This is a genomic window from Streptosporangium amethystogenes (genome assembly GCF_000721075.1).
GTDB classification, from domain to species: domain Bacteria; phylum Actinomycetota; class Actinomycetes; order Streptosporangiales; family Streptosporangiaceae; genus Streptosporangium; species Streptosporangium amethystogenes.
Genome location: NZ_JOEQ01000012.1, coordinates 102521 through 129005, shown reverse-complemented (window position 1 = coordinate 129005; position 26485 = coordinate 102521). Strand labels below are relative to the sequence as shown.

General features: G+C 69.7%; 27 protein-coding genes and 3 tRNA genes. 14 read left to right on the top strand and 16 right to left on the bottom strand.

Translation table 11 applies throughout. The annotated features are described in order from the left end of the window. Positions 1-194: 194 nt before the first annotated feature. Both IG98_RS0119085 and IG98_RS0119080 read right to left on the bottom strand, forming a co-directional pair. Positions 195-788: a Uma2 family endonuclease gene (locus tag IG98_RS0119085; protein ID WP_084195483.1), complete on the bottom strand. Its 594-nt coding sequence runs from the start codon at positions 786-788 to the stop codon at positions 195-197. A 102-nt stretch (positions 789-890) separates the two neighbouring features. Continuing rightward, a complete protein-coding gene (locus IG98_RS0119080; RefSeq protein ID WP_030913640.1) occupies positions 891-1544 on the bottom strand; it encodes an O-methyltransferase in 654 nt (217 codons plus the stop codon). A gap of 277 nt (positions 1545-1821) precedes the next feature. Between IG98_RS0119080 and cimA the strand changes: the two genes are divergently transcribed. Continuing rightward, positions 1822-3396 (top strand): citramalate synthase, encoded by a 1575-nt coding sequence (gene cimA / locus IG98_RS0119075; RefSeq protein ID WP_030913638.1) that lies wholly within the window; start codon positions 1822-1824, stop codon positions 3394-3396. A 122-nt stretch (positions 3397-3518) separates the two neighbouring features. Here the strand turns inward: cimA and IG98_RS0119070 are convergent, their stop codons facing one another. Further along, positions 3519-5156 (bottom strand): heparinase II/III family protein, encoded by a 1638-nt coding sequence (locus IG98_RS0119070; protein ID WP_245651625.1) that lies wholly within the window; start codon positions 5154-5156, stop codon positions 3519-3521. A gap of 248 nt (positions 5157-5404) precedes the next feature. On the opposite strand from IG98_RS0119070, the gene IG98_RS0119065 reads away from it, so the two are divergent. Next, on the top strand, positions 5405-6001 hold the full coding sequence (locus tag IG98_RS0119065; RefSeq protein WP_030913635.1) for an HD domain-containing protein: 597 nt from the start codon (positions 5405-5407) through the stop codon (positions 5999-6001). Positions 6002-6086: 85 nt separating this feature from the next. Here IG98_RS0119065 and IG98_RS0119060 read toward each other — a convergent pair whose 3' ends face one another. From IG98_RS0119060 to IG98_RS0119030, 7 genes are read right to left on the bottom strand one after another with little or no spacing between them, the layout of a single operon-like run. Beyond that, positions 6087-6437: an antibiotic biosynthesis monooxygenase family protein gene (locus IG98_RS0119060; RefSeq protein WP_030913633.1), complete on the bottom strand. Its 351-nt coding sequence runs from the start codon at positions 6435-6437 to the stop codon at positions 6087-6089. Positions 6438-6489: 52 nt separating this feature from the next. Further along, positions 6490-7077 carry a hypothetical protein gene (locus IG98_RS50615; RefSeq protein ID WP_030913631.1) on the bottom strand — a complete coding sequence of 196 codons (588 nt, stop codon included), beginning with the start codon at positions 7075-7077 and terminating at the stop codon, positions 6490-6492. Between the two features lie 5 nt (positions 7078-7082). Then, positions 7083-7778, bottom strand: coding sequence for a DUF6286 domain-containing protein (locus IG98_RS0119050; RefSeq protein ID WP_051752435.1), 696 nt, complete (start codon positions 7776-7778; stop codon positions 7083-7085). After that, the gene (locus IG98_RS47030) at positions 7775-8371 is read right to left on the bottom strand and encodes an Asp23/Gls24 family envelope stress response protein (RefSeq protein WP_051752433.1); all 597 of its coding nucleotides are present in this window, start codon (positions 8369-8371) and stop codon (positions 7775-7777) included. Before IG98_RS47030 ends, IG98_RS0119050 begins: the two co-directional genes overlap by 4 nt. Next, positions 8368-8556, bottom strand: coding sequence for a hypothetical protein (locus IG98_RS48805; protein ID WP_030913625.1), 189 nt, complete (start codon positions 8554-8556; stop codon positions 8368-8370). Before IG98_RS48805 ends, IG98_RS47030 begins: the two co-directional genes overlap by 4 nt. Beyond that, positions 8553-9131, bottom strand: a complete 579-nt coding sequence (locus tag IG98_RS53380; RefSeq protein WP_245651624.1) for an Asp23/Gls24 family envelope stress response protein — start codon at positions 9129-9131, stop codon at positions 8553-8555. Before IG98_RS53380 ends, IG98_RS48805 begins: the two co-directional genes overlap by 4 nt. Before the next feature lie 53 nt (positions 9132-9184). Further along, positions 9185-9685, bottom strand: a complete 501-nt coding sequence (locus IG98_RS0119030; protein WP_030913621.1) for an Asp23/Gls24 family envelope stress response protein — start codon at positions 9683-9685, stop codon at positions 9185-9187. Between the two features lie 251 nt (positions 9686-9936). Between IG98_RS0119030 and IG98_RS0119025 the strand changes: the two genes are divergently transcribed. Both IG98_RS0119025 and gltX read left to right on the top strand, forming a co-directional pair. Continuing rightward, positions 9937-10713 carry a fumarylacetoacetate hydrolase family protein gene (locus tag IG98_RS0119025; protein ID WP_030913619.1) on the top strand — a complete coding sequence of 259 codons (777 nt, stop codon included), beginning with the start codon at positions 9937-9939 and terminating at the stop codon, positions 10711-10713. A gap of 28 nt (positions 10714-10741) precedes the next feature. Further along, positions 10742-12073, top strand: coding sequence for a glutamate--tRNA ligase (gene gltX, locus IG98_RS0119020; RefSeq protein ID WP_030913618.1), 1332 nt, complete (start codon positions 10742-10744; stop codon positions 12071-12073). Positions 12074-12211: 138 nt separating this feature from the next. Here the strand turns inward: gltX and IG98_RS0119015 are convergent, their stop codons facing one another. Then, positions 12212-13885 (bottom strand): carboxylesterase/lipase family protein, encoded by a 1674-nt coding sequence (locus tag IG98_RS0119015; RefSeq protein ID WP_084195510.1) that lies wholly within the window; start codon positions 13883-13885, stop codon positions 12212-12214. Between the two features lie 94 nt (positions 13886-13979). Next, positions 13980-15959, bottom strand: a complete 1980-nt coding sequence (locus IG98_RS0119010) for a M3 family metallopeptidase (protein WP_084195479.1) — start codon at positions 15957-15959, stop codon at positions 13980-13982. Between the two features lie 174 nt (positions 15960-16133). Here IG98_RS0119010 and IG98_RS0119005 point away from each other — a divergent pair. From IG98_RS0119005 to IG98_RS0118995, 3 genes are all read left to right on the top strand, one after another. Continuing rightward, a tRNA-Gln gene (locus tag IG98_RS0119005) sits at positions 16134-16205 on the top strand. A gap of 62 nt (positions 16206-16267) precedes the next feature. Then, positions 16268-16343, top strand: a tRNA-Glu gene (locus IG98_RS0119000). A gap of 13 nt (positions 16344-16356) precedes the next feature. Beyond that, positions 16357-16429: transfer RNA gene (locus tag IG98_RS0118995), tRNA-Glu, on the top strand. Positions 16430-16701: 272 nt separating this feature from the next. Here IG98_RS0118995 and IG98_RS0118990 read toward each other — a convergent pair. After that, positions 16702-18441, bottom strand: coding sequence for a hypothetical protein (locus IG98_RS0118990; protein WP_030913612.1), 1740 nt, complete (start codon positions 18439-18441; stop codon positions 16702-16704). 79 nt (positions 18442-18520) lie between these two features. Then, positions 18521-19237, bottom strand: a complete 717-nt coding sequence (locus IG98_RS0118985; RefSeq protein ID WP_030913609.1) for an IclR family transcriptional regulator — start codon at positions 19235-19237, stop codon at positions 18521-18523. A 70-nt stretch (positions 19238-19307) separates the two neighbouring features. Here IG98_RS0118985 and leuC point away from each other — a divergent pair, with 70 nt between their 5' ends. The 4 genes from leuC (at position 19308) to IG98_RS0118965 (ending at position 21980) form a co-directional block, all read left to right on the top strand. Then, positions 19308-20684, top strand: coding sequence for a 3-isopropylmalate dehydratase large subunit (gene leuC, locus IG98_RS0118980; protein WP_030913607.1), 1377 nt, complete (start codon positions 19308-19310; stop codon positions 20682-20684). Positions 20685-20696: 12 nt separating this feature from the next. After that, on the top strand, positions 20697-21284 hold the full coding sequence (leuD, locus tag IG98_RS0118975; protein WP_030913606.1) for a 3-isopropylmalate dehydratase small subunit: 588 nt from the start codon (positions 20697-20699) through the stop codon (positions 21282-21284). Continuing rightward, the gene (locus tag IG98_RS50610) at positions 21263-21517 is read left to right on the top strand and encodes an SCO5555 family protein (protein ID WP_157594409.1); all 255 of its coding nucleotides are present in this window, start codon (positions 21263-21265) and stop codon (positions 21515-21517) included. The genes leuD and IG98_RS50610 overlap by 22 nt, the downstream gene beginning before the upstream one ends. A 163-nt stretch (positions 21518-21680) precedes the next feature. Further along, on the top strand, positions 21681-21980 hold the full coding sequence (locus IG98_RS0118965) for an HU family DNA-binding protein (RefSeq protein WP_030913604.1): 300 nt from the start codon (positions 21681-21683) through the stop codon (positions 21978-21980). Between the two features lie 201 nt (positions 21981-22181). Here IG98_RS0118965 and IG98_RS0118960 read toward each other — a convergent pair whose 3' ends face one another. Continuing rightward, on the bottom strand, positions 22182-22388 hold the full coding sequence (locus IG98_RS0118960; protein ID WP_030913602.1) for a hypothetical protein: 207 nt from the start codon (positions 22386-22388) through the stop codon (positions 22182-22184). Between the two features lie 44 nt (positions 22389-22432). Beyond that, positions 22433-23128, bottom strand: coding sequence for a 2-phospho-L-lactate guanylyltransferase (gene cofC, locus IG98_RS0118955; protein WP_051752429.1), 696 nt, complete (start codon positions 23126-23128; stop codon positions 22433-22435). Positions 23129-23195: 67 nt separating this feature from the next. Between cofC and IG98_RS0118950 the strand changes: the two genes are divergently transcribed. The 3 genes from IG98_RS0118950 (at position 23196) to IG98_RS0118940 (ending at position 26455) form a co-directional block, all read left to right on the top strand. Then, a complete protein-coding gene (locus IG98_RS0118950; protein ID WP_030913598.1) occupies positions 23196-23909 on the top strand; it encodes a lysophospholipid acyltransferase family protein in 714 nt (237 codons plus the stop codon). A gap of 292 nt (positions 23910-24201) precedes the next feature. Further along, entirely contained in the window at positions 24202-25212 is a 1011-nt protein-coding gene (locus IG98_RS0118945; RefSeq protein ID WP_030913595.1) for an NAD(P)H-dependent glycerol-3-phosphate dehydrogenase, read from the top strand. A gap of 16 nt (positions 25213-25228) precedes the next feature. Further along, on the top strand, positions 25229-26455 hold the full coding sequence (locus tag IG98_RS0118940; RefSeq protein WP_211264027.1) for a trans-sulfuration enzyme family protein: 1227 nt from the start codon (positions 25229-25231) through the stop codon (positions 26453-26455). The last annotated feature ends 30 nt before the right edge of the window (positions 26456-26485 follow it).

Below are 26485 nucleotides of genomic sequence, written 5' to 3'. Positions count from 1 at the left end.
TGGGGTGCTGGATCCCGCATGGCATCTGAACCGTGACATGACGATGTCCCCATATGCAAAGTGGGGCAGTGTAGCGGCAGGTGCCGCGAGGGGGGCGGGGAGAACCGGCCAACGCATATATACCGGTCACCGCAGCGGTCCCCAATCAGAGGAGGCCCGGTCTCCAACCGGCCAGGCCTCCTCCGCAGACAGGGCTATCCTTCGGGCAGCTCGTCGGTGTCGATCGTGAGGTTCCACGGCTCGGGAAGTTTCAGGGAGCCGCCGAACTTGACGATGTTTTCCTGTTGGTACCCCTTGAGGCTGGGGCTGCTGAGAAGCCGGACCTGCTCGTCGAAAGCATCGATGACGAGATAGAGCGGGACACCCGCCAACGCGCAGTTTTGCGGCTTGACGACGTGATCGTCGTTGACGCTGCTTGGGGAGACCACCTCCACCACGAGCAGCGTGACGTCACCGTAGACCTCGTTCTTGTCCCACATCCTGGGATTACGTGGCACGACGGTGAGGTCGGGACGGTAACGTTCGGTTTGAGGGCCGAGATGGATCTTGATGTCGTTCCAGATCTTCCAGCCATGCTCGGTCACCGTGCCGAGAAGCTGGGTGAGAACCCAGAAGACGATGTTGTTGTGGCTGTCGGTAGGCAACTCCCTCACCACGATCCGGCCGTTGATGAGCTCGACGCGCCGGTCAGGCCATTGCTCGCACATCTCTGGGAGCCGCCTGACGAGTTCATCGCGGAGATCTTCTTTTGAAGGTCTCTCGGTTGGTCGATCCAGAACCTTGGCCATGCGGTCATCCTTCCCTCCGTGCGGGTGGGCGCAACGTGTTTGCCATGTCGCTTAAAGTAATCGAAAAGATTTCCGCCCGCCCGAGATTCGGAAAAGTTCTCGTCAGTGCTTTCGAATCATGGTGAGGCCGTCGGCGATGGGGAGCATGATCGAGGTGACCCGCACGTCGGCGCTGACCATGTCGTTGAACTCGCGGATGTGCCTGACCATCTCGTCGTCCCTGCCCGGATCGGCGACATGGCCGCTCCACAGCGTGTTGTCGACGAGGATCACCCCGCCGGGGGCCAGCCGCGACATCAGGATCTCGTAGTAGAGGGGATAGTTGACCTTGTCGGCGTCGATGAACGCCAGATCCACCGCGGGGTGCTCGGGGAGCTCGTGCAGCCGCTCGGCCGCCGGGCCGATCCTCAGCTCGATGCGGTCGGAGACCTGCGTCTTCTCCCAGTATCTGCGGGCGATCGAGGTCCACTCCTCGCTCACGTCGAAGCAGGTGAGCCCGCCGCCGGGGGCGAGCCCGCGGGCGAGGCAGATGGAGGAGTAGCCGGTGAAGGTGCCCACCTCCACCGCGTTCCTGGCGCCGCTGATCTGGGCGATCATGGTGAGGAACCGCCCCTGGTCGGGGGAGATCTGCATTCCCGCGCTGTCGCCGGTCAGCTCGCGGGTCTCGACGGCGAGCGCGTCGAGGACGTCGTCGGGCAGGGTGGTGTGCGCGAGCAGATACTGCCCCACGGCGGGGTCGAGATAGGTCGCCTTCATGGGCCTCATTCTGGTCGGTACGAGGTGGTCGCGGGGGGTGAAGCCGAGCCGTGTCGGCAGGCCGCAGGTCTCAAATCCTAAGATCGATGTGTCAGATGCTGTCAGCGTGTGGCAGACTCCACAGCATCATGTTCTACGGTCTGCTCATTATCGGCAGGCGCGCTGGCTGAAAAGGGACACCGCCAGCGCGCAGACCTCTCACGTCCGTGAGGGGTTTTTTTGTTTCTCGAAGCCGAATGAGCGCGCGGCGAATCATCGAACCGCGAAGGAGAACGACATGGCCGACGACCGCTTCCACGTGTACGACACGACCCTCCGTGACGGGGCCCAGCAGGAGGGGCTCAACCTCACGGTGGCCGACAAGCTGGTCATCGCGCGTCACCTGGACGGCCTGGGCGTCGGTTTCATCGAGGGTGGCTGGCCGGGGGCCAATCCCAAGGACACAGAGTTCTTCAGACGAGCTCAAACAGAGCTCGATCTGAAGCACGCGCAGCTCGCCGCGTTCGGCGCGACCCGCCGGGCAGGTGTGAAGGCAGCCGACGACCCGTTGGTGGCCGCGCTGCGCGAATCCGGCGCGCCGGTCGTGACCCTTGTCGCCAAGAGTCACGACCGGCACGTGGAACTGGCCCTCCGTACCACCCTGGAGGAGAACCTCGCGATGATCCGCGACACGGTCTCCCACCTGCACGCGGAGGGGCAGCGGGTCTTCCTGGACGCCGAGCACTTCTTCGACGGCTACAGGTCCAACCCGGCGTACGCGCTGGAGGTGCTGCGCACCGCCGCCGAGGCGGGAGCCTCGGTCATCGCGCTCTGCGACACCAACGGGGGCATGCTCCCCGACGAGCTGGCCGAGGTCGTGCAGGCCGCCGTCGGCACGTCCGCCAGGATCGGCATCCACTGCCACGACGACACCGGCTGCGCGGTCGCCAACTCCCTGGCCGCGGTGCGGGCGGGCGCGACCCACGTGCAGGGGTGCGCCAACGGATACGGGGAGCGCTCGGGCAACGCCAACCTGTTCACGGTCGTGGCCAACCTGCAGCTCAAGCGGGGATTCGATCTGGTGCCGAGGGAGGCGCTGGCCGACATGACCAGGATCGCCCACGCGATCACCGAGGTCACCAACGTCACCCCCAACTCCCACGCCCCCTACGTCGGGGTCTCCGCCTTCGCGCACAAGGCCGGGCTGCACGCCAGCGCGATCAAGGTCGATCCCAACCTCTACCAGCACATCGACCCCGCCGAGGTCGGCAACGACATGCGGATGCTCGTCTCCGACATGGCCGGACGCGCCTCGGTCGAGCTCAAGGGCCGCGAGCTGGGCTACGAGCTGGCCCCCGACACCTCGCGGGAGCTGGTGAGGCGGGTCAAGGAGATGGAGTCGAAGGGCCACACCTTCGAGGCCGCCGACGCCTCCTTCGAACTGCTGCTCCGCGACACCGTCGCGGGCGAGCGCAGGCGCCACTTCCGGGTCGAGTCCTGGCGAGTGATCGTCGAGCGGACCCGAGGCGGCGAGGTCGTCAGCGAGGCTACCGTGAAGCTGCACGCCAAGGGCGAGCGGATCGTCGCCACCGGCGAGGGCAACGGTCCGGTCAACGCCCTCGACCGGGCCGTACGGCAGGGACTTGAGCGGCTCTACCCCGAACTGGCGGGGGTCGAGCTGATCGACTTCAAGGTGCGCATCCTGGAGGGCACGCACGGCACCGACGCCGTCACCCGTGTGCTGATCACCTCCAGCGACGCGGCCGGGGAGTGGTCCACCGTCGGTGTCGACGAGAACATCATCGAGGCGTCCTGGCAGGCGCTGGAGCAGGCCGTCACCTACGGCCTGCTGCGCGCCGGCCACACCGACTGAGGCGGTATCCGAAAAGACCCGAAAAAAGCCGGAGGGGGGTTCACCCGGGGCCGCCCCGCTGACCCGGCGGGCCCGGGCGGCCCGGAGCCCCCGGCCAGGCGGTCCTGCCGGGGGCGAGGCCGTCAGGAGAGGTCGGCGCCGCCGACGCGGAAGCTCACCGGGCCCTCGGAGGTCTCCACGCTGACCTTGCCACCCGCGCAGGAGAGCGACGGGTCACCGGTGCCGGGCACCAGCACGGTCAGCACGGAGTCGCCCGAGGCGGGTGCGACGACCGCGGGCGCGGGGTGCCGCCGCAGGTAGGCGGAGGAGACCCAGCCCTGGTAGGGGTTCTTCTGGCCGCGGATCACCTTGAGCCCGCCGACCGGCTTGCAGGAGGGCATCGAGACCTGCACGAGCGTCGCCTTCCAGCCCGCCTTGTCCTTCACCACGACCTGGCCGCCGCTGTTCGAGACGGTGGACAGGTCGCGGGAGAAGTGCCAGGTGTTGCGGACCGAGGAGCCCTTGGGGACCGTGTCCAGCACGGCCATCAGGTCCCGTTCGTGGTTGACGAGCACCGAGCGGGTCCTGGGCACGCCGTAGGCCCTGTCGGTCAGCCGGTAGCTCTGCCGCTCGGACCCGATCGATGATCTGCTCAGGGTGGTGGCGGCCTTGCCGCGGAACCCGGCCCCGGACACGGCCGAGGTGTTGTGCGCCTCGGCCGACATCGTCCAGTGCCGGTAGCCGCTGTTCTCGTACGAGTCGAAGCCGACGTCGACCAGGACGTCGCGGCCCTGGGCGTAGTAGGTCACGCCCAGGTGGTCCTCGTGGCCGTGGTACTTCATGCCGGGCCCGAAGCGGATGGAGTAGAACGCCGACTCGGGCTTGTCCCAGGTGGTGCGCCCGTAGACGTAGCCGTTGCCGAACACCCGCACCGTCTTCTTCGGGTGGGAGTAGCCGACGGGCCGCACGTCCGCGCCGCCGTCGCCGATCGGGACCATGAACCCGTCGGGCTGGGTGGAGTGGGAGATGAAGTCCTCCAGCGACTCCCAGCGGCGTGAGATGTCGGCGGGCACCTTCCGCCCGCACGACCTGATGTTGTCCATCGCGACCTTCAGCCGCTCGTAGACGTAGATCGCGTAGCGGGGGGCCTGCTCGCGCAGCGCGCCCTGGGAGTCGACGTCGAGCTTCACGGTCTCGGTGAGCCGCCTGATCGCGAGGCTGGACCACTGGTCCCGGCCATAGCGGCAGCCGATGCCGAGCAGCGCGATGTCCTGGTCGATGCCGTGGTTGTGACCCTTCTCATACAGCTTCGGGTCCGACAACATCTTGGCGTGCTCGGCCAGGCTGCGGGAGAGCCACGACTCGTTGACGTGCTTGCTGAGGCAGACCAGCGCGGGGGCGCGCAGCGCGATCGGGTGCTCCTGCCAGGCGTACGGGCTGGCCCCCGCACCGCCGCGGGGGTTGTCGGCCACCCAGTCCTTGGCGATCTCGACGGCCCGCGCCAGGTACGCCTCGTTGCCGTTCGTCTCGTAGTCGGCGACGAGGCGGCCCATCCAGCGCAGCGAGTGGAAGACCATGCTCCAGGAGCGGTTCCGGTAGGGGTCGGTACGCCAGTCGACGTTCTTGCCGATCTTCACCGGGGCCAGGTCGAGGAAGGCGACCTCGCCGTTCATGATGTCCGCCGCCGTCGGCGTGGCCGGCAGCCAGTCCCCCTGACACTCGGCGGTGCGTTTTACCTCCCGTGCCTCCGCGGTGCCGGCCGTGGCACCGCAGGTCGTCAAGAGGACAAGGGAGAGAGCGAGTGCTTGTGTGCGGCGGCGCACGCCAGTTCCTTCCGGGCCGAACGAGGGGAGCGGATCATGCTGTCCGAATCCCACCAAACCGGTCAAGTCGGGATGGGCGCTTCCGGGACATCGTTAGCAACTAGATGCGGGTTTCCCAGGTTTCCCGGCGCGTGTGACCCGATCCTGCCGGTCGATGTCCCCGCTGCCACTCGCGGGCGCCGCCGCGTTTCGGCAGGCTGGGCGGCATGAGACTCGCCGACATCGTGATTCCCGACACCCCGGCCGCCCGCGGCGCGCTGGAGGTGGCGACCGCCTACTGCTCGCCCGCCCTGCTCAACCACTCCGTGCGCGCCTACCTGTGGGCGGCGGCCTACGGTGCGATGAACGACATCGCCTTCGACGCCGAGCTGCTGTACGTCGCGTCGATGATGCACGACATCGGCCTGGTCAAGGAGTTCGACAGCCACACCGTGCCGTTCGAGGAGGCGGGAGGCCATGTCGCCTGGGTCTTCGCCGCCGGGGCCGGATGGCCCGTCGAGCGCCGGGTGCGCGCGTCGGAGATCGTCGTACGCCACATGTGGGACAGCGTGGACCCCGGATCGGATCCCGAGGGGCACCTGCTCGAACTGTCCACCGGGCTGGACATCTCCGGGCGGCGGTCGGAGGACTTCCCCGCCGGTCTCCGGGCCGAGGTGCTTGAGCGTCACCCCAGGCTGGGGATAGGTCCGGAGTTCGCCGGATGCTTCGCCGACCAGGCCGCGCGCAAGCCGGACAGCACGGCCGGGCGGTTCGTCCGCTCGGGGATCGCCGAGCGGATCGCCGCCAATCCCCTGGACCGTTGAGCGGGTGAGCCCCGCTCCCGGAAACGAAGGGAGCGGGGCTCACCCGCTCAACGCGGACTCGGCCGGGACGCCCCTCGGCGAGCGATCAGGCTCCGGGCGCGGGGCCGGTGCTCTGTACGACTTCAAACGACCACAGCTCGGCCCCGGAGGCCGCCGGGCCCTGCCCGTGGCCGTGACCCTGGCCGGCCTCGGCGGCGGCCTGGGCGTGGCCCCGCTGGAAGGCCTGGCTCTCGGTCCAGCGCTTGAAGTCCTCATCGGAACGCCAGCGGGTGTAGACCAGGTAGCGGTCGGTGCCGTCCACCGGACGGAGCAGTTCGAACCACTCGAACCCGTCCGCGGACTCGACCACTCCCGCCCGTCCCGAGAAGCGGCGCTCCAGCTCCTCGCGCATCTCCGCGGACACTGTCAGCACGTTTATCTTCACGACCGAAGGCACATCGTCTCCTCGAAGCGTTGGTTTCCCTGATCACCCTATGATCGGCGCTCCGTCAGGTGACGGTCCTGCGGGGGTGCGGCGCGTCCCCCAGGCTCACCCGGGCGACGGCGGGTATGCGCTCGGTCTCCAGGGCCTGGCGCATGTGCGGGATGACCATCCCGCTCAGCTGCTCGCGGACCACGCTCATCGGCGTGTCCTCGACGACCGCCACCCGCATCCGTACGGCGGGGTGCTCGCTCGTGCCGGTCATCGCGGCGGTGGCGCCGATGATCGAGGGGTGCGAGCCCGCCTCGGCGGCCGCCGCGTCGGTCACGCTGTGCGCGTCCACTTCGGTGATCCCGGCGGGACCGCCGTCCAGCCGGATGCCGCTCAGCCTCCGGCTGCGTCCCTGGACCAGCAGCCAGCGCAGGCCGAACAGCGCGAGCACTATCGCCGCCGCGGCGACCACCCACCACAGCCACGGGTCGTAGCGGGCGAACGCCGCACGCGTCTGGGCGTCCACGAGCGGTCCGCGGGCGGAGGCCACGGCCGGAGGGAACGCCCCCGCGCCGCGCGCCATCACCAGGGCGCTCAGGGCCATCAGCGCCAGTCCCACGAGCAGCAGCCCCAGCCGGTTGCCCCGGGCGGTCTTGTCGTCCATGGCGCTCACTTCCCTCGCAGGTGCACGTGGACGGGATGGTTCCAGACGGGGGAGAGCGCGGCGATCCGCGCGGTCACCGCCTCCCGTACGGCGTCGGCCAGCCCGGTGGTGTCCCGGACGGCGCTGTGGGCGTCCACTCGCACGGTCTTTCCCACCAGCCGTACCCTGGCCTGGTCCACCCCCCGCACCCGCTCGGCCGCGTGGGCCAGTGACCGGGCGAAACCCCGGCGCTGCATGCCGATGACCAGGTCTTTGTCGCCGGTCCGCACCGGGATCAGCGTGGGCCGCCCCGGGATGAGCGCGAACAGCACCAGCAGCAGGCCCAGCAGGCCGACCAGGCCCGCGCCCGCCATCACCTGCCGGTCGCTCCACGGCGTCGACGATGCCCAGGCGAACATCCGGTCGTAGGGCAGCAGGCGCAGCGGGTGGCCCGCCAGGGCGGAGATGACCTCCAGCGCCACCAGGACGCCGATCGCCGTCATCACCACGGCGGTGATGACGGCGGGGACCACCCGGCGCGGGCGGAAGGCCCTGACCGCCGCGCGGTCCGCGGAGGCGTTCCTCACCACCTCGTCGGGTGCCCGCGACGCGGGCGGTTCCACGAACGCCGCGCCGGGTGCGGCCGGAATCTCCTCGGTCGGCCCCGTCTCGGAGACATGCTCGGAGAAGGGCTCGGCCGGCTCGGGGGTCTGGGAGGTCATCGCCCTTCCTCCCGCGACGGGACGCCGGTTTCGTGTGTCCGGAAGTCGGGCCGGCTCCCGCCTTCGGCCCACGAGGCCTCGGGCGGGGTCTCAGGTGAGGTCTCACGCGAGACCTGGTACGAGGTCTCGGGCGGGCTCTCCGGAGCGCGGATCACGTTGGTGACGTCGATGTCGATGTGGCCGATGTCCATGCCGGTCAGCGTCATGACCCGTTCGGCGACGTGCCGCCGGACCTCGTCGGCCACCTCGCGGATCGGGGCCGGGTACTCCATGGTCACGTCCAGCTGGAGCGTCGCGAGTGTGCCGTCGACGGCGGCGCGGGTCCCTCCGCGGAGGGACAGCGGCCCCCGCTCGCCGACCTTCCGCACCCGTGCCACCTCCCTGGCCGCACCGGCCGCGATACGCGACACCACCCGGTGGGATATGTCGGTTCTGCCGCGCAGTTCGGCCGGTACGGTCTGCTGCGACGGCTGGGCGGGCACGGCGGGCGGCGCGGACCGCTCGGTCTCCGCGAGAGCGGAACCCGCCCGTTCGGCGGGAGGGTCACCGGCCGTTCCCGGGGAGGCGGCGCGGTGCTCGACAGGGGTGTTCATCGCTGTCTCGCCGAGAACCGGGACAGGTTGACCTCGCCGACCTCCGCGAAGTGACCGAGCAGGAATCCGACGGCGCCGAGCACCAGCACCAGCAGGAATGCCCAGAAGCCGCCGAAGGCTCCGGCGAAGCCCAGCAGAACGCCGACGATGGTGCCGAGCACGGACCACACTGGGAACTTGTTCATGTCAAACCTCCGATATGGACATTCACCGGCAGGTCATCCGCCAGCGGGGCGACCGCCGCACGTACTTCGTCGGCGATCTCCGGCAGCGGGCGCCCCAGCCTGACGACCACCGAGATCTCGATCCCGTCCTCGTGCAGCGCGACGCCGGACACCCTCTCGCCGGGCAGGTAGGTAGCCACCGTCCCGAACGGGCCGCCCGAGAGGTCGACGACATCGGGGCAGCGCCGTACGGCGTCGGCTATCCCGTGCGCGAGACCCGCCTCCCGGCGGGCCGGTTCCCGCTCGACGGCCGTGGCCGGTTCCTCGCGGGGCGGACCCGTCTCGCCCGGTGCGGCGGCCGTCGTGCGGGCCGGAGCCCGCGGTCTCTGGGCGGGTACGGACCCCGCCGGGGTCTGGGTGGCGGGCGGGTGGACCGGGTGCTCCGGCTTGTGCACGGGCATGACGGTCGCCGGAGTCGGGTGCTCCGGTCCGTGCGCGGGTGTGGCGGTCGCCGGGGCCGGGGTGGGCGGCCGGCGGGCCGGATCACCCGGGTTGTTCGCGGGCGCGGGCGTCCGGTGGCCGGATCCCGCCGTCACCGGACGCGTCGCCTCCTCGCGGGCCGGGTCCTCGGGCCCGCGCGCCGGATCTCTCACTGGACGCGCGGTCCCGGCTCGGACGACTCCTCAGAGGAGTCCTTGTCCTGGCCGGGCATGTGGACGTCGGAGACCTTGATGTTGACCTCGGTGACCTCGAGCCCGCACATGCGCTCGATCGCCGTGATCACATTGCGGCGTACGGCGGCGGCCAGGTCGGGAATGGCCATGCCGTACTCGACGACCACTTCGAGGTCGGCGGCGGCCTGACGCTCGCCCACCTCGACGGAGACCCCCTGGGTGATGTTCTGGTCGGCGCCGACCATGCCGCGTACCGCGCCCAGGGCTCGCGCGGTGCTCGCGCCCATGTTGTACACGCCGGGAATCTCCCTGGCCGCCAGGCCCGCGATCTTCGCTACGACGCCGCTCTCGATGGTGGTGGTTCCCTTGGGAGTGACCAGCCCCCCCTGGGATCCGGGGCTGTCGGTGCGTGCCCGGGGCACGGATACCTCGTCGCCCTTGGGCCTGTTCACCGTGCTGGCTTCAGTCACGTCCATTCCTTCCCCCGGGGGAAGGCCCTCTGGCCCCCCGCTGCTGACAGAAACGGTCATACCCCCCATATAGGCAGTAATCAGGGCATGCTTATTTTTAACTCAATCGTGGTCATATCGGGAAAATATGTATTTTTAGTTGCATATAGCCCAGATGGCTCGGCGGTGCGATGGAGGGGCCGGCCGGGCGGAGGCATGAACCTCCCGGAGGCGCGGGCACGGTCAGGCGAGACCCGGAGCCCGACTAGCCTTGTCGTGTGCGTATAGCGAGGTTCTCCACAGGAGACGGTGTCGGCTTCGGGGTGGTCGAGGGTGGCCCAGGGGAGGAGTTCATCTCCGCGATCTCCGGTCATCCGTTCGGGCCGATCCAGTTCACCGGTGAGCGTCACTCGCTCTCCCAGGTCAAGCTGGTCGCGCCCATGCTGCCCAGCAAGGTCGTCGCGATCGGCAAGAACTACGCCGACCACGCCCACGAGATGGGCGGCGAGGTCCCCGACGAGCCACTGGTCTTCCTCAAGCCGTCGACCTCGGTGATCGGCTCGGGTGAGGCCATCGCCTACCCGACGACCCTGTCCCGGCGGGTCGACTACGAGGGGGAGCTGGCGGTGGTGATCGGCAGGCTCTGCCGGGAGGTGCCTCGGGAACGGGCCCACGAGGTCATCTTCGGCTACACCTGCGCCAATGACGTCACGGCGCGGGATCTGCAGAAGAAGGACGTCCAGTTCACCCGGGCCAAGGGCTTCGACACGTTCTGCCCGCTCGGTCCGTGGATCCAGACCGAGCTCGACCCGAGCGACGTCGGCATCGTCACGTCCGTGAACGGCGAGGTCAAGCAGAGCTCGCGCACCTCCAAGCTCATGTACGACATCCCCGCGCTGATCGCCCACGTGAGCGCGGTCATGACCCTGATCCCCGGCGACGTCATCCTCACCGGAACGCCGGAAGGGGTCGGCCCGCTCAGCGTCGGCGACGAGGTCAGCGTCTTCATCGAAGGAATCGGCACTCTCAGCAACCGGGTGGTCTCCCGTGATTAGGGTTCGTTTCGCCCCCTCGCCGACCGGCATGTTCCATGTCGGCGGCGCCCGCTCCGCGCTGTTCAACTGGGCCCTGGCCGAGAGGTCCGGCGGGAAGTTCGTGCTCCGCATCGAGGACACCGACGCCGCACGCAACCGGCCGGAATGGACCGAGGGCATCATCTCGGCGCTCGCCTGGATCGGGATCAACGACGGCGCCCCGGCCTTCGAGGGGCCCTACTTCCAGTCCTCGTACGAGAAGCAGCACCGCGAGGCCGCGGCCAGGCTGCTCGCCGAGGGCCGGGCCTACTACTGCACGTGCACCCGCGACGAGGTCAAGGCCCGCACCGGGTCCGAGCACCAGGGCTACGACGGCTTCTGCCGCGACCGGGGCCTGTCCGAGGGCGCGGTCCGCTTCCGTACCCCCGACGAGGGCGTCACCGTGATCTCCGACCTGGTCCGCGGCACCGTCGAGTTCCCCAACAACGCGATGGAGGACTTCGTCATCGCGCGCGGTGACGGCTCCCCGCTCTTCGTACTGGCCAACGTCGTCGACGACGTCGAGATGCGGATCAGCCACGTGGTCCGCGCCGAGGAGCACCTGTCCAACACCCCCAAGCAGCAGCTGCTCTGGGAGGCGCTCGGCGTCGCACCGCCCACCTGGGCGCACGTGCCGGTCATCGTCAACGAGAAGCGTCAGAAGCTGTCCAAGCGCCGCGACAAGGTCGCGCTGGAGTCCTACCGCGAGGAGGGCTACCTGGCCGAGGCGATGGTCAACTACCTGATGCTGCTCGGCTGGGGCCCCGGCGACGACCGGGAGATCATGCCCTGGTCGGAGATGGTGCCGCTGTTCAGGCTGGAGGACGTCAACCCCTCCCCGGCCTTCTTCGACGAGAAGAAGCTCCGCGCGTTCAACGGCGAGTACATCAGGGCACTGCCGCTGGCGGAGTTCGTCACCCGCTGCGAGCCGTGGCTGGACCCGAGCTGGGACCGCGAGACCTTCGCCAAGGTCGCCGAGCTCGCCCAGACCCGCATCGCGGTCCTGTCCGAGATCACCGCGAACGTGGACTTCCTCTTCCTGGACGAGCCGGTCTTCGACCAGGCGTCGTGGGACAAGGCCATGAAGAACTCCGCCGTGGAGATCCTCACCGGCTACCTCGACCGGCTTGAGAAGGTCGAGATGGACCCCGAGTCGCTCAAGACGGCGCTGGAGGAGGTCGGCGCCTCCTATGGCCTCAAGCTCGGCAAGGCCCAGGCGCCGGTCCGGGTGGCCGTCACCGGCCGCACCGTCGGCCTGCCGCTGTTCGAGTCCATCGAGGTCCTCGGCCGGACGCGGTCGATGGACCGCATCCGCGCCGCCCTCGCCAGGCTCCAGGCCTGAGGAACGCGGACCGGACGAGGCCCGGGGCGCGGCGGAGCCGTCAGCGCGTCGGAGGTCATCGTGGAGCGGGGGGCCTGCCCTGGCCCGGGAGGACCAGGGCAGGACCGGTGGGGCGGGAAGGATCAGGTCGGCAGGCCCCTAGGAGGGGTGTGCCGGCTCCGTCCCCTGTGCGGCGAGCCTGTCCCAGAAGGCGAGACGGTGAACCGCGGCCCGGTCGAAGGGGGCGACACCGCCTCGCCCCGGAGCCAGCCCCTGCACGTACGGCGTGCCGCCGGTGGGGCGCACGCGACTCCAGGTGGGCAGGCCAGGCCGGTTCGGATCGCCGACGGCGGCGAACCTGGACCAGTAGTCGATCATTGTGTCGCCGAGCCGCCGCTGCTCGGGGGTGAGCGGGGCGGACCTCCAGCCGACGTCGAACAGGAACGACAGCTCGGACCCGTGCGAGGCGAGCGGCCTGACCCCGTTGGGCAGCGGGAAGAGCTGGGGCGCCGTCCGATCGGTGAACTCGTAGGAGAAGGTCGGCACGTGCCGGGCGAACAGCAGGTCTGTGTCGCGCGCCGGCCAGGCCCAGTCCAGGTCGCTCATGACGGCCGCCACCGCCTGAAGGGGTGAGCCGCCGTGGGCGTCCGGCGGATACTCGGCCAGCACGTCCGGTCCCGCGGCGCCGAACTTCGCGTTGGCCGCGGACTCGTACTCCCCGTCCGTCATCGGCGGGAACAGCAGCGACGTGAAAAGCGTGCCCTCGTCCCTGGTGATGCCCGTCAACACGGGCACCCGGTGGAAGCGGCCCTCCTCGAACACCTTCGAGGGATCCTCGGGCAGCACCGCGTTACCGTACGCGGGCAGCGGGAGCGGCTGCTGGGCGAGCAGGTCGGCCACCGGCCTGTCCCGCAGGCAGGCGAGCGCGGTCTCCGGGTCCGCGCACCCCAGCCCGGCTGCCAGAGCCTGTCCGTAGCCGTCGTGGGCGGCTCGGGGCACCCAGAACGGTATGTCCATCACCGGCCTCAGCGGGGTGCCCTCGAAGCTTCCGGCCCCACACGGGCTGCTCTGGGTGATCGCCCGGTGGAACAGCCCCGCCGCGGAGGGGGAGGCGAGCTGCGCGCACACCGAGTGCGACCCCGCGGACTCGCCGAACAGGGTGACGTTGCGCGGGTCGCCGCCGAACGCCGCCGCGTTGCGCCGCACCCAGCGCAGGGCCGCCTGCTGGTCCTCGATCCCGAACGCTCCCGCGTTCTCCAGCCCGGGATACCCGAAGAACCCGAAGACGCCCAGCCGGTAGTTGACCGTCACCACCACGACATCGCCCCGCACGGCCAGCCTGCGGGCGTCGTAGTCGCTGCCGGCCCCCTTGATGAGGCTTCCGCCGTGCAGCCACACCATGACCGGCCGGGGCCGCTTCCCGCCTGCCGGGGCGGGCGCGGTCACGTTGAGGTAGAGGCAGTCCTCCGCCTCGCTTCCCGGCAGGCCCCAGATGTCGGCGGTCTGCGCGCACCGCTCACCCGGCGCGGTGGCGTCGCGCACCCCCTGCCACGGGGTGACGGCTCGCGGCGACCGCCAGCGCAGCTCACCGACGGGGGGCGCGGCGTACGGGATGCCCTGGAAGAACAGATGATCCTTACCGGCCCCGCCCCTCACCCATCCGGAGTCGGTACGTACCGTGGTGGCCGGGGCCGTGGCCCTCGGCGGCACGGTGCCGGTACGGGCCGTCGTGTCCCCACCGCCCGCGGCCGCCGGGGCCGCCGTCAGCAGCGGCAGGGCACAGGCCAGGCCGGCGACGAGCGCGGCGCTCGTCCTGTTCCATGGTCGTTTCATGCTCTTCAGCGTGCTTGAGATCCAGGCGGAGCGCATTGGAGCCGCGTTCCCGCCCGGGGTGCGGTTTCCTGCACCCCGGACGGTGCACGAAGGGCTACGCCTCCAGGCCGCGGCGCTTCAGCAGGGGCTCGATGCGCGGGTCGCGGCCACGGAAGTCGCGGAAGGCGTCCATCACGTCCCGCGAGCCGCCGACCGACAGCAGGGTGGAGCGGAAGTGGTCACCGTTGCCCCGTGTCAGGCCGCCGTTCTCCTCGAACCAGTCGACGCTCTCGGCGTCCAGCACCTCGCTCCAGATGTAGGAGTAGTAGCCGGCGCTGTAGCCGCCCACCCCGCTGACGAAGATGTGCGCGAAGTAGTTGGTCCGATAGCGGGGGCGGACCAGGTCGTAGGCGATCCCGGCGCGCTCCAGGGCCGCGTTCTCGAACGCCTCGGCGTCCCCGACGATCTCGCCTGCGGCCGGCTTGTGCCAGGCCCAGTCCAGCAGGGCCGCCGCGAGATACTCGACGGTGGCGAAGCCCTGGTTGAACTTCTCCGCGGCCCTCATCTTCTCCAGGAGCTCCGCGGGCACCGGCTCGCCGGTCTCGTGGTGTCTGGCGAAGTTGGCGAGGATCGAGGGCCAGGTGGCCCACATCTCGTTGACCTGCGAGGGGTACTCCACGAAGTCGCGCGGCACGTCGGTGCCGGAGACCCGGGGGAAGCGCACGTCGGAGAAGAGGCCGTGCAGGGCGTGGCCGAACTCGTGGAAGGCGGTGTTGACCTCCTCGAACGTCAGGAGCGTCGGACCCTCGGAGGGTTTGGTGATGTTGAGGTTGTTCATCACCACGGGCAGCTCGCCGAACAGGTGCGACTGGGTGACCAGGTTGTTCATCCAGGCGCCGCCGCGCTTGGTCGGCCGGGCGTACGGGTCGAACAGGAACAGGCCGAGCGGTGAGCCGTCCGCGTCGGACACCTCGAAGACCCGGACGTCCGGGTGGTACCCGGCCAGGTCGTCCCGGTCGGCGAAGGTGATCCCGTACAGCTCGCCGGCGGCGTGGAAGAGACCGTCCCGCAGCACCCGGTCCAGCTCGAAGTAGGGGCGAAGGTCGGCGGCGTCGAAGTCGTAGCGGGCCTTGCGCACCCGCTCGGCGTAGAAGGACCAGTCCCACGGCTCCAGGGGGAAGCCGGCCTGCTCGCTCAGCGCCTCGGCCTCCCGGCGGACGTTGGCCACCGCGGGGCCCACCAGCTTGCCGAGCATCTCCTCGACGGCGTCGGTGGTCTTGGCGGTCTGGTCGGCGACGGAGTAGGCGGCGTGGTTGGGAAAGCCGAGCAGGGCCGCCCGCTCGGCGCGGAGCGCCGCCATCCTGGCCGCCAGCTCGAAGTTCTCCGGCGCCCGGCCGATGGACAGCTCGTACAGCCTCCTGCGGGTCTCCCGGTCGGTCAGCTCGGCCAGCGCGGGCTGGTTGGTGTAGTTGAACAGCGGCAGGACGTACCTGCCGTCCTTCTCGATCGCCTTGATCGTGCTCTCGGCGAGCCCGTCCAGCAGCTTGACGTCCTCGACGACCAGCGCGGAGGCCGTGGAGGCCGTGAGCAGGTTCTGGGAGAAGGTCGTGGCGAGTCTGGTCAGTTCCTCGTTGAGCGCCCTGAGGCGATCCTGGTCGTCCTCGGACAGGTCCGCGCCGGCCCTGACGAAGTCGACGCGGTACTTCTGCAGCAGCCACGCCTCCTCGGGGTCGTCGGTGGCCACCTGTTTGATCCGGGCGTACAGGGCGCGGTCCAGGAGGATGGAGTCGGTGTGCTGGGTCAGCCTGGGGGAGATCTGGGTCTCGATCTCCCGGATGCCGTCGGTCGTGTCGGAGGCGGAGATGCTGCTGAAGACGGTCACGGTCCGCTTGAGAATCCGGCCCGAGCGCTCCAGGGCCTCGATCGTGTTGCCGAACGTCGCGGGCTCCGGGTTGTCGGCGATCTCCCGCACCTCGCGCAGCTGGTCGGCCATGCCACGTTCGAAGGCGGGAAGATAGTGCTCCTCCCTGATCAGGGCGAACGGCGGCAGCCCGTACGGCAGCGTGCTGGGTTCGAAGAACGGGTTCTCGGCCAAGGCTGGAACTCCTCTCGGGTGGACGGATCTCTCAGCAGGGTTACACAACCGACCTTCGTTGCGGCAGCCCGGGGATACCGCGATTCGGCCGCCGGCAATCGTTTTGGTCTTGACCCCCAACCTGGGCTATTCTTTCGGAGGCGCCAGCGAGTCCCGCAAGGGAGTCCGGTGCGGTGGGGTATGGTGTAATTGGCAACACGGCTGATTCTGGTTCAGTTGTTCTAGGTTCGAGTCCTGGTACCCCAGCTGCATCTTCTCAGGAAGATGCCGCAGATTCGGCTCCCACCGAATCTGATGACAGTGTGTAGGGTCCCGTCGTCTAGTGGCCCAGGACGCCGCCCTCTCAAGGCGGTAGCGCCGGTTCGAATCCGGTCGGGACTACCACTGTCTCTCGCAAGGCTCCGTCGTCTAGTGGCCTAGGACGCCGCCCTCTCAAGGCGGTAGCGCCGGTTCGAATCCGGTCGGGGCTACAAGTGCGAAACCCCCGGGAGCAACGGTTCCCGGGGGTTTTTGTCATTTCAGGGGCGGATTAAGCCCGCCCGGCGTGGATCTCTCAGATCGTCTAATCGCTCGGTGCCGCGTCCGGATGATCGGGCACCCCGGACGCATGCCTGATCGAGAAGAAACCCTCGGCCGTCACCCGATGTACGGCCAGGTGGCGCCTGAACGCTCTCCGCCATGGCGGAACCGGAAAGAATCAGAAAGGGACGGGGCGCCGCCCCGTCCCTTTCTGGTTCCGTTCCTAGTTCTGCCCCGAGCGGGCCTTGAACAGGGCGCGCTTTGCGGCCTTGCCCACCTGCTTGTCCGGATGCGCCTTGCCGATCGCCTCCAGCAGCTCCTCCAGGTGCGGGTGTGGCACCTTCCAGATCACTTCGAGCAGACTGACCAGGTTCGGCACGTTGCCGATGTCGTCCAGGCTGCTGACGAACTCGGGACGGCCCAGGCCGGCGGAGATGGTCAGCATGTCGAGGATCAGCCAGTGGGTGTCGGCCTGGGTGGGCTGGGGAGCGTCCTCGACGCCCAGCTGGGCCAGGTGGGTGGCCGCGTACGGGCGCAGGGACGGCTCGTCGAGGGCCTCCCGCCAGGCGGGGACGGCCACCTCGCCGAGCGAGCCGACCATGCTGGCCGCCTGGACCCGGATCAGCGCGTTCGCGTCGTCCTCGGCCGCGGCCTCCAGCAGGTCCCTGGCGGCCTGCTCGGGGGCGCGCAGCTCCATCCAGGCCTCGAACTCGGCGTCCGCCTCCTCCTCGGGCAGCTCGGAGCCGAAGGAGAGCAGGTCCAGGGCCGTCATCGCGTCGATGGCGGGCCGGGCGTCCAGCTCGATGTCGGCCTCGTCCACGAGGTGGACCACGCCCTCCATGCCGAGCGCGGTCAGCCGCACCTGGTCGTGCTCGACTTCGACCATGCCGTACCCGGCCAGCCAGTCGAGCACCGGGTTGAGCGGGTCGCCGTACTGCGCGGTGGCGGCGGCCCAGGCCTCCGCGCCCAGGTCGTCGTACTCGGCGGCGGCCTCGGCCAGCTCGGTGCGGAGCTTGGCCAGCGGCTTGGAACCGGTCGCCAGCAGCACCCGGACCAGCAGCGCCCTGGTCAGCCCGGACAGGGCGATCGTGGCCTCCTCGTCCGCCAGCTCCGGGTCGCCGTAGTCGATGGAGTGCAGACCGGCCATCCACGCGTCGAGGGCGTCGTCGTCCTCCTCGAAGGGCCACTCCGCGGTGTCGGCGTCGATGCTGACCGTGTCCTCCCCCTCGGGCTGGAGGAAGTCGAGGTCGATCGCGAGGTTCCAGATGTTCCAGAGCGCGGGGACGGAGTCGGCCAGCGACTTGTCGCCCTTCTCGGGAACCGGGATGCCGAGGACGGCCAGGGCCTCGGTGATCTCGGTGTCGTCGAGCAGGCTCGTCTCGCCCACCCGGCGCTCCGAGCCGACCCAGATCGCGAGGTCGCGGGCCTTGGAGATCAGAGGTGTCCTGCGGGTGGCCTCGGCCAGCTCGGAGTCCGGGCGGAGCCTGATCGTCGGCAGCTCGGAGAGCTCGTCGGCGAACGGCTCGAAGTCACCGAGCCCCTCGGACTCCTCCTCGTCGTACTCGTCGTCCTCATCCTCCTCGACGACGAGATCCTCCATGGCGTCGACGAAGTCGTCCTCAAGGCGGTCGAGTTCGGCGAGCAGGTCCCCCAGCGGGGCGGAGCCCTTGGCCAGGCGGTCCGACTCCGACAGGAAGGTCAGATAGGCGCGGACCGCGGGCACCATGCCGTCGGCGGCGGCGTCCGGGTCCTCGATGACCTGGGGCATCCGATCGAGGAGAACCGTGCGCAGGTCGGACTGCTTCCACCGGCCGACGTCGTCGGAGGCGATCAGCCGGTGCCACAGCGCGACAGAGCCGACCAGGTTGGAATCGCTGCCGGGCGCGTTCTCACGCGCCCACAGGATGAAGTTCTGGAGCAGGGGACGCAGTTCAGCCGCGGCTGCCTCGATGCGATCTGTCACCTGCCCAGCCTAGGGGGCCGCAGGGGTGCTCGCCTCCTCATATCGCCCACAGGTCGCTCGATGTCAGCCGCCGCGGAGGTCAGTTGGCGCGGCGCATCGACTCGGTGATCCGCTCGGCGGCGGTGACCACGGGGGCGGCGTGCAGCCTGCCGGGGGTGCGGGTCAGACGCTCGATCGGGCCGGAGACCGACACCGCGGCGACCACCTTGCCGCCCGCGCCCCTGATCGGCGCCGAGACGCTGGCCACGCCCTGCTCGCGCTCGCCGACGCTGTGCGCCCAGCCCCTGCGCCGCACGCTCGCGAGTGTGGCCGCGGTGAACTTGGCCCCGCGCAGGCCCCGGTGCAGGCGGTCGGGCTCCTCCCAGGCGAGCAGGATCTGCGCCGCGGACCCCGCGAGCATCGGCAGGGCCGAGCCGACCGGTACGGTGTCACGCAGCCCGCTGGCACGCTCGGCGGCGGCCACGCAGACCCGCTCGTCGCCCTGGCGTCGGTAGAGCTGCGCGCTCTCCCCGGTCAGGTCCCTCAGCTGGGTGAGAACCGGTGAGGCGACGGCCAGCAGCCTGTCCTCGCCGGCTGCGGTGGACAGCTCGGACAGGCGGGGGCCCAGGACGAAACGGCCCTGGGTGTCGCGGGAGACGATGCGGTGGTGCTCCAGGGCGACGGCCAGCCGGTGGGCGGTGGGACGGGCCAGGCCGGTGGCGTGGACGAGCTGGGCGAGGGATGCCGGGCCGGCTTCAAGGGCGTTGAGCACGAGGACGGCCTTGTCCAGTACGCCGACTCCGCTAGAGTTGTCCATACACCGATACTGCCGTCTCGACATATGAGAAAGCAAGTGGGTGCGGGATAGCCGATCGCAAGGAGGCGACATGGGCCGCACGCTCGCGGAGAAGGTCTGGGAGCAGCACGTCGTACGACGTGCGGAGGGAGAGCCCGACCTGCTCTACATCGACCTGCACCTCATTCACGAGGTCACGAGCCCGCAGGCGTTCGACGGCCTGCGCATGGCGGGTCGCCCCGTCAGGCGGCCCGACCTCACCATCGCCACCGAGGACCACAACGTCCCGACTGTGCTCGGCCCCATCAACGACCCGGTGTCGCGGGTGCAGGTGGAGACGTTGCGCAAGAACTGCGCGGAGTTCGGCGTCCGGCTGCACCCGATGGGTGACGCGGGGCAGGGCGTGGTCCACATCATCGGCCCGCAGTTCGGCCTGACCCAGCCCGGCATGACGATCGTGTGTGGTGATTCTCACACCTCCACCCACGGTGCCTTCGGCGGCATCGCGTTCGGCATCGGCACCTCCGAGGTGGAGCACGTGCTGGCCACCCAGACGCTGCCCGCCTACCGGCCGAAGACCATGGCCATCGAGGTCTCCGGTGAACTGCCCCCCGGCGTCACCGCCAAGGACCTGATCCTGGCGATCATCGCCAGGATCGGCACCGGCGGCGGCCAGGGCTACATCGTCGAGTACCGGGGCGAGGCCATCCGCAAGCTCTCCATGGAGGGCCGGATGACGGTCTGCAACATGTCCATCGAGGCGGGTGCCCGGGCGGGCATGATCGCCCCGGACGAGACCACCTTCGAATATCTCAAGGGCCGTCCCCACGCGCCGTCCGGCGCCGACTGGGACGCCGCGGTCGAGTACTGGAGGTCGCTGGTCAGCGACGAGGACGCGGTCTTCGACACCGCCGTGGAGATCGACGCCACGACGCTGACTCCGTTCGTCACCTGGGGCACCAACCCGGGCCAGGGCGCCCCTCTGGGCACGTCCGTGCCCCGTCCCGAGGACACCGCCGACCCGGCCGCCGCCGCGCGTGCCCTGGAGTACATGGGCCTGACCGCGGGCACTCCGCTCCGCGAGGTCAAGGTCGACACGGTCTTCGTGGGCTCCTGCACCAACGGCAGGCTGGAGGACCTGCGCGCCGCGGCCGAGGTGCTGCGCGGGCGCCAGGTCGTCACGCGCACGCTGATCGTGCCCGGCTCGATGCTGGTCAAGCTCCAGGCCGAGCAGGAGGGGCTGCACGAGGTCTTCAAGGCCGCGGGCGCCGAATGGCGCGAGGCCGGCTGTTCCATGTGCCTGGGGATGAACCCCGACACCCTCGCCCCCGGCGAGCGCAGCGCCTCGACCTCCAACCGCAACTTCGAGGGGCGGCAGGGCAAGGGTGGCCGTACCCACCTGGTGTCCCCGCAGGTCGCCGCCGCGACCGCCGTCACCGGCAAACTCACCGCGCCCGCCGACCTGTAAGGAGTCCTCGCGATGGAAGCGTTCGTCACCCACACCGGCCGGGCCGTGCCGCTGCGCCGCAGCAACGTGGACACCGACCAGATCATCCCCGCCGTCTGGCTCAAGCAGGTCAGCAGGACCGGGTTCGAGAACGGTCTGTTCTCCGCCTGGCGCGAGGACCCCGGCTTCGTCCTGAACAACCCCGTTCACGAGGGCGCCACGATCCTGCTGGCCGGCCCCGACTTCGGCACCGGCTCCTCCCGCGAGCACGCGGTCTGGGCCCTGCAGCAGTACGGCTTCCGCGTCGTGATCGCGGCCCGTTTCGGAGACATCTTCCGTAATAATTCCACCAAGATGGGCCTGCTCCCGGTCGTCCTGCCGGGCGAGATCGTCGAGGCGCTGCAGGCTGGGGTCGAGGCGGACCCGACCCTTGAGATCGCCGTTGACCTGGCGGAACGCCAGGTCCGCTGGGGCGCGGAGGCCGCCGCCTTCGAGATCGACGACTACACGCGCTGGCGGCTGATGGAGGGGCTGGACGACATCGGGCTGACCCTGCGCAACGCCGACGCCATCGGGACATACGAGAATGGTCGGCAGCCATGGCTGCCGACGACCGTCTGACGAGTTCAGAGGACGAGCTGGCGTGGCGGTTGCGCGAGGCGCACCGCCGCGTCCGGTCCCTGCCTGTCTCCGTCGAGGAGAGAAAACGTCTCACCAGGCGCCTGCTGGCCATCTGCGATATGGCCAAGCGTGACCTCGATCACGCCACAGGGCGTCTTGATTTGTTCCTTCTCAGTATTGATGTCTTGGTTTCAGATACGCCGAGCACTGGAAACATTGCGGAAGGTGATTGAGTCATACGGCTCCGTCCCCTAATTTCAAGCGAGCAGGGGGTTTCTCATCGTGATCGTTGATGAGAGATCTGTGATGAGACCCCTCGCCGTGACAAATCGGGTGAGACGGGTTTTCTGCCCCGTGACCCACTCCCGGACATCGGTAAGCAGGGGGAGCAACCTTATGAACAAAAAGGAACTCGTCGACGCCATCGCGGATCGGGTGGGCGACAAGAAGACGGCCACCGAAGCCGTGAACGCGGTGCTCGACACGATCCAGACCACGGTCGCGAGTGGTGACAAGGTCTCGATCACGGGGTTCGGTGCCTTTGAGATGGTGCACAAGCCGGCCCGCACCGCCCGCAACCCTTCGACGGGTGCCGAGATCCACGTCGCCGAGAGTTGGGGGCCGAAATTCCGGCCCGGTTCCGACTTCAAGGAACTCGTCAACAACGGCGGCAAGAAGGCGTCGAAGAAGAAATAGGTCTCGGCGCAGGCGCCCGGACTCCCGAAGCGGGAGCCCGGGCGTCCGGCTTTCCGACCGGTGCCGCCGGATCGGGATCCCCGTCCGGAGCCGTCGAAAGTGTCCTGTGCGGTGTTCGGCCACGTTCACCGGAGCCGTCGGCGGGGCGCCGCGGAGATGATTTCGGCCCGGACCGTCAGGGAAGCCGATTTCCCGGCCACCTCACCGGCCGGGTACCGGGAAAGTCGAGAGGGTGATGTAGGAGACGTCGTCGCCGGTCATGACGATGTTGACCCGCTGACCCGCCCTGAGCAGCCGGAGCGGCCCCGCGTCGAACGCCGCCGCGCCGAACGGGATCTCGGTCCCGTCGTCCAGGAAGACCGACCCCGACCGGGTCGCCTCCTCGAAGCTCCGCACCGTCGCCTGCACACGCCCAGGGTAGCCCCCGGACGGGAATCCCGCCCGAACCGGGGCTATCGGTCCCCGTCGCGTTCCTCCGGCCGCGAAGAGCCGCCGGACACCGAGATCCTTTCCGCCATGGCCAGCGTGCGGGGGCCGACGCCCAGGACCAGCGCCCGGCGCAGGTCGTCCGGGGTGTCCACGTCATGGCGGACCGACTCCACTTTCGCCACACAGAGCTCCTTGGCGCCGCGCCGCAGGTGCCGGTCCCGCGACTCGCCGCCGAACCCCGGCGTGAACGGCGTGCCGGGCCTTACGCCGTAGAAGGTCGTGCCGACCTCGGAGGCGTCGGGCAGGAACATCTGGTCGAACTCCGCGGCGGCGGTCAGCACGCGGGCCAGCTCCGCGGGGCGGAGGGCGGGGAGGTCGGCCTGGAGGGCGCCGACGGCGTCGCCGGGCGCCAGCCGTACCGCTTCCAGGGCGCCGTGTCGCAGGGCGGCGTTCAGCCCCGCCTCGGGGTCGCCGATCACGTGCGCGCCGACCCCGCCGAGTGCCTCGGCGGCCACCGGGTCACCCGTCACCACGACCACCCGCGTGACGAGCGCGCATCTCAGCGCCGCCTCGACGGTGTCGCAGGCGATCGCCACGGCCAGCGCGGCCCGGTGCGGGCCCGCCGCCGCGGACAGGCGGGTCTTGGCGGCGACCAGCGTTTTGACCGGGACGACAAGGGTCCAGGCGGAACTTTCCTGAGCAGGCATAGCGTTAAGCATCCCGTCTCGACATCCCGGGGAGCCAACCGGGAGACTTGGTGCGCAAACCGCTCATACGGAGGAGCCCATGAGACGCTCCGGCTGGCCCTCGCGATTCTGGGTCGCCTTCGCCGTCGCGATCGTCAAGCCGATCTCGTGGCTCCTGGTCAAGAAGGACTGGCGTCGCAGCGACCGGTTGCCCAGGACGGGCGGGGTCATCGTGGCGACCAACCACCTGTCGTGGCTGGATCCGATCCTCATCTCGCACTTCCTCTACAACAACGGCCGCTGGCCGGTGATTCTGGCCAAGGCGGGTCTCTTCTCGGTGCCGTTGCTCGGTCCCCTGCTGAGGGCGCTCCAGGTCATTCCCGTCTACCGGGGGAGTTCTGACGCGGGACGCTCGCTGGAGGAGTCGCGGCGCCGGTTCGCCGCGGGGGCGTGCGTGATGTTCTATCCGGAGGGCACCTGCACCCGCGACCCGGACTTCTGGCCGATGGAGGGCAAGACCGGCGCGGCCAGGCTGGCGCTGGAGACCGGCGCGCCGGTGATCCCCGTCGCGCACTGGGGAGCCCAGGAGATCCTGCCGTACGGTGCCAAAAGGCCCCGCCTGCTGCCACGCAAGACCTTCCGCGTGCTGACCGGGCCGCCGGTCGACCTGTCGAAGTACCGGGGACAGCCGCTCCAGGCCGACGTGCTGCGCTCCGCGACGACCGAGATCATGTCGGCGATCACGGCCCAGCTGGCCGAACTCCGCGGGGAGAAGGCGCCCAAGGCGCCGTTCAGGCGACCTTCCGACAACTGACTTCGGCGTACGGTGTTGACATCCTCCCCTCCCCGAAGGGAGGGGATTCCCACGGTCGCCCGTGAGAGTTCCTGATTCACCGCCGGTCGCCCGCCAGGAGAAATCCCTTGAGGTCCTACACCAGCTCCACAGGCGTTTCACCTCTCCGCCAGCCCGGCGGTGAGGACCTAGCCGGTCACACTCGCAGTGGCCCGGTTATCGCCATCGCCGGACACGGCACCGAACCGTACGGCATCGCGCCGCGTTTTCTCCCCCGCCCTGAGGCGGAGGTTTCCACGCCCAAGGAGAACCGATGACCAAGGCGGCTGTATTCGGCACGGGTTCGTGGGGGACGACCTTCAGCATGATCCTCGCGGGGGCGGGCACCCGGACGATCCTGTGGGGGCGCAGTGCGGAGGTCGTCGAGGCGATCGATCGGCGGCACGAGAACCCCGTCTACCTGCCGGGCGCGGTGCTGCCCGAGACGCTGCGCGCCACGACCGACCCGGCCGAGGCTCTCGACGGCGCCGACTTCGTGGTGCTCGCGGTGCCCTCCCAGACCCTGAGGGAGAACCTGACCCGCTGGAAGCCGTACCTGCCGCCGGAGGCGGTGCTGGTCAGCCTGATGAAGGGCATCGAGCTGGGCACCACCAAGCGGATGAGCGAGGTGATCTGCGAGGTCGCCGGGGTGCCCCAGGAACGGGTCGCGGTGGTGTCGGGGCCCAACCTGGCCGGGGAGATCGTCCGGGGCCAGCCCGCCGCCACCGTGGTCGCCTGCACCGACGAGCGGGCGATGGAGCGCCTTCAGGAGGCCTGTTACCTGCCGCCCTGGTTCCGCCCCTACACCAACCCCGATGTCGTGGGGGTCGAACTCGGCGGGGCCGTCAAGAACGTGATCGCCCTGGCGGTCGGCATCTCGGCGGGGATGGGGCTGGGCGACAACGTCGGGGCGATGCTGATGACGCGCGGGCTGGCCGAGATCTCCAGGCTGGGCACGGTACTCGGCGCGGACCCGCACACCTTCGCGGGGCTGGCGGGCATGGGTGATCTGGTGGCGACCTGTACCTCCCCATTGTCGCGGAACCGCACTTTCGGGGAGAATCTGGGGCGGGGCATGACCCTGGCCGAGGTCATCGCCGCCACGAAACAGACCGCCGAGGGGGTCAAATCCTGCGAGTCGGTGCTCGAACTGGCCAGAAAGCACGACGTGGAGATGCCGATCACCGAAGTGGTGGTGGCCGTCGTCCATGACGCAATGCCTCCCAGCGAGGCCGCGGTGCTCCTGATGTCGCGGACTCCCAAGCCGGAACGGTACGGCCTGTGAAGACACGGTGTGGCCCATGAACAGACGGATGCGCAGGCGCAGGGGAGAGAACACCCGGTCGGTGCACCTGCCGGCTCCCGAGCCGCCCCCGCAGAGACCCCTCGGCCTTCCCGTATGGCGCAGCTCCGCCTGGGGCTTCGGCGACTCCGCCGAGTACGCCGAGGTGTTGGAGGAGAAGGGGGCCGGTCACGTCTACGGCCGGATCGACAACCCCACCACCGCCGCGTTCGCCTCGGCGGTGGCCTCTCTGGAGGGGGCCGCGGCGCCCGAGGACGTGGCCGGGCAGGCGTTCGCCTCGGGGATGGCCGCCGTCAACGCCGTCCTGATGACGTTCCTGCGCGCGGGCGCGCACCTGGTGGCACCCACCCCGCTGTACGGCGGGACCCACTCGCTGATCACCAATGTGCTGTCCAGGTTCGGGGTCAGCGCGGACTTCGTCGGCTATGGCGACCTGGCCGGGGTGCAGGCGGCGATCAGGCCCAACACAAAGATCATCTATGCGGAGACCCTCTCCAACCCGACCATGGCGGTCTCCGACATCCGCGGCCTCTACCGGATCGCCCGCGCCGCGGGGGCGCTGCTGGTGGTCGACTCCACCTTCGCCACCCCGATCGTGTGCCGTCCCCTGGAACACGGCGCCGACCTGGTGATCCACTCCGCGACCACGTACCTCGGCGGCCACGACGACTGCGCCGGAGGCGTCGCGGTGGGCCGTCCCGGCCTGATCGCCCAGCTGCGCGAGGTCAGGATCGACACCGGGGGCACGCTCTCCCCCGACGACGCCTTCCTGCTCCGCCGGGGGCTCGCGACCCTGCCGCTGCGGGTCCGCCGGATGTGCTCCACCGCGATGGTCTTCGCCGCGGCCGTGGCCAAGCACCCCGCCGTGCGCCGGGTCGACTACCCGGGGTTGCCGGGACACCCCGGACACCAGCTCGCCAGGCACCTGTTCGACTCGGGGCCCGAGGGCACCAGGTACGGCGCCTGCGTGACGATCACTCCGCGCGGTGGCTACGACGCCGGCGTGGCCCTGGCCGACGCCCTCAGGCTCGCCTCGATCGCCCCCTCCGCCGGAGGAATCCACACCAAGGCCGCGCACGTGGCCTCGACCACCCCCCGGCGGCTCGGCGAGGCGACGGGGCTCGACGAGGCGGCCGTCCGGTTCTCCATCGGGCTTGAGGACGCGGAAGATCTCATCATGGACGTGACCAAGGCACTCGACTCACTACCCGCATCGAGTAGATAGGCGCGTCTAACAGCCGGATTGCCCCCTAAC

Coding starts and splice junctions, on each gene's coding strand:
- IG98_RS0118940 (WP_211264027.1), top strand. CDS start 25,229: ATGAACAGACGGATGCGCAGGCGCAGGGGAGAGAACACCCGGTCGGTG.
- cimA (WP_030913638.1), top strand. CDS start 1,822: ATGGCCGACGACCGCTTCCACGTGTACGACACGACCCTCCGTGACGGG.
- leuC (WP_030913607.1), top strand. CDS start 19,308: ATGGGCCGCACGCTCGCGGAGAAGGTCTGGGAGCAGCACGTCGTACGA.
- IG98_RS0119080 (WP_030913640.1), bottom strand. CDS start 1,544: ATGAAGGCGACCTATCTCGACCCCGCCGTGGGGCAGTATCTGCTCGCG.
- IG98_RS50610 (WP_157594409.1), top strand. CDS start 21,263: ATGGCTGCCGACGACCGTCTGACGAGTTCAGAGGACGAGCTGGCGTGG.
- IG98_RS50615 (WP_030913631.1), bottom strand. CDS start 7,077: ATGGACGACAAGACCGCCCGGGGCAACCGGCTGGGGCTGCTGCTCGTG.
- IG98_RS47030 (WP_051752433.1), bottom strand. CDS start 8,371: ATGAACACCCCTGTCGAGCACCGCGCCGCCTCCCCGGGAACGGCCGGT.
- IG98_RS0118945 (WP_030913595.1), top strand. CDS start 24,202: ATGACCAAGGCGGCTGTATTCGGCACGGGTTCGTGGGGGACGACCTTC.
- IG98_RS0119050 (WP_051752435.1), bottom strand. CDS start 7,778: ATGACCTCCCAGACCCCCGAGCCGGCCGAGCCCTTCTCCGAGCATGTC.
- IG98_RS0118950 (WP_030913598.1), top strand. CDS start 23,196: ATGAGACGCTCCGGCTGGCCCTCGCGATTCTGGGTCGCCTTCGCCGTC.
- IG98_RS0119030 (WP_030913621.1), bottom strand. CDS start 9,685: ATGGACGTGACTGAAGCCAGCACGGTGAACAGGCCCAAGGGCGACGAG.
- IG98_RS0118965 (WP_030913604.1), top strand. CDS start 21,681: ATGAACAAAAAGGAACTCGTCGACGCCATCGCGGATCGGGTGGGCGAC.
- IG98_RS0118985 (WP_030913609.1), bottom strand. CDS start 19,237: ATGGACAACTCTAGCGGAGTCGGCGTACTGGACAAGGCCGTCCTCGTG.
- cofC (WP_051752429.1), bottom strand. CDS start 23,128: ATGCTTAACGCTATGCCTGCTCAGGAAAGTTCCGCCTGGACCCTTGTC.
- IG98_RS0119085 (WP_084195483.1), bottom strand. CDS start 788: ATGGCCAAGGTTCTGGATCGACCAACCGAGAGACCTTCAAAAGAAGAT.
- IG98_RS0119015 (WP_084195510.1), bottom strand. CDS start 13,885: ATGAAACGACCATGGAACAGGACGAGCGCCGCGCTCGTCGCCGGCCTG.
- IG98_RS48805 (WP_030913625.1), bottom strand. CDS start 8,556: ATGAACAAGTTCCCAGTGTGGTCCGTGCTCGGCACCATCGTCGGCGTT.
- leuD (WP_030913606.1), top strand. CDS start 20,697: ATGGAAGCGTTCGTCACCCACACCGGCCGGGCCGTGCCGCTGCGCCGC.
- IG98_RS0119065 (WP_030913635.1), top strand. CDS start 5,405: ATGAGACTCGCCGACATCGTGATTCCCGACACCCCGGCCGCCCGCGGC.
- gltX (WP_030913618.1), top strand. CDS start 10,742: ATGTTCCATGTCGGCGGCGCCCGCTCCGCGCTGTTCAACTGGGCCCTG.